Consider the following 802-nt stretch of genomic DNA (forward strand, 5'->3'; position numbering starts at 1 on the left):
GCCGCGGACCCCAGGGGCACACCGCACGCCCCCGGACAGTCCGCGGCCCGACGGCCGCGCGCCTCTCAGCGCAGGTGCGCCGTGTCGTTCAGCAGCCGCACCGACGCGTTGCCGTCCCCGTAGTACGCCACCGCCGACAGCGACGCCGCCGACAGCTCCATCCGGAACAGGGACTCCGGCGGGGCGCCCAGGGCGAGCCGCACCAGCGTCTTGACCGGGGTCACATGCGTGACCAGCAGGACCGTACGGCCCGCGTGGGCGGTGAGCAGCCGGTCCCGGGCCGCCGAGACGCGCCGCGCCACCGACGCGAAGCTCTCGCCGCCGCCCGTCGGCGCGGCCTTGGGCGAGGCGAGCCAGGCGTCGAGGTCGTCCGGGTGGCGCTCGCGGACCTCCGCGAAGGTCAGCCCCTCCCACGCCCCGAAGTCCGTCTCGCGCAGGCCCTGCTCGATCGTCACGTCCAGACCGAGACGGCCCGCGACCGCCGCCGCCGTCTCGCGGCAGCGCCGCAGCGGGGAGGAGACGACCGCCTGGATGGTGCCCCGGGCCGCGAGCGCCGCCGCGACCTGGTCGGCCTGGCGCCGGCCCGCGGCCGACAGCTCCGGGTCGGTGCCGCCGCTGCCGGAGAACCGCTTCTCGGGGGTGAGCGCCGTCTCGCCGTGCCGCAGCAGGACGAACGTGGTGGGCGTGCCCAGGTCGGGCGCGCTCCACCCGGCGGCCGGGGCCGCGCTCGCGCCGCGGGTGGGCGCCGGGACGGTGGCGACCGCGGCGGCCGGGGCCGCGAGAGCCGCCCGGGCTCGTGCCG

At 79.1% G+C, this 802-nt stretch carries 1 protein-coding gene; it reads right to left on the reverse strand.

Annotation, left to right across the window (positions count from 1 at the left end):
* Window positions 1–65: 65 nt before the first annotated feature.
* The coding region (locus ACJA3G_RS37930; protein WP_406557535.1) for a bifunctional RNase H/acid phosphatase at window positions 66–802 on the reverse strand (737 nt) is incomplete at its 5' end.

The organism is Streptomyces sp. YS-3 (assembly GCF_045257485.1).
GTDB lineage: Bacteria > Actinomycetota > Actinomycetes > Streptomycetales > Streptomycetaceae > Streptomyces.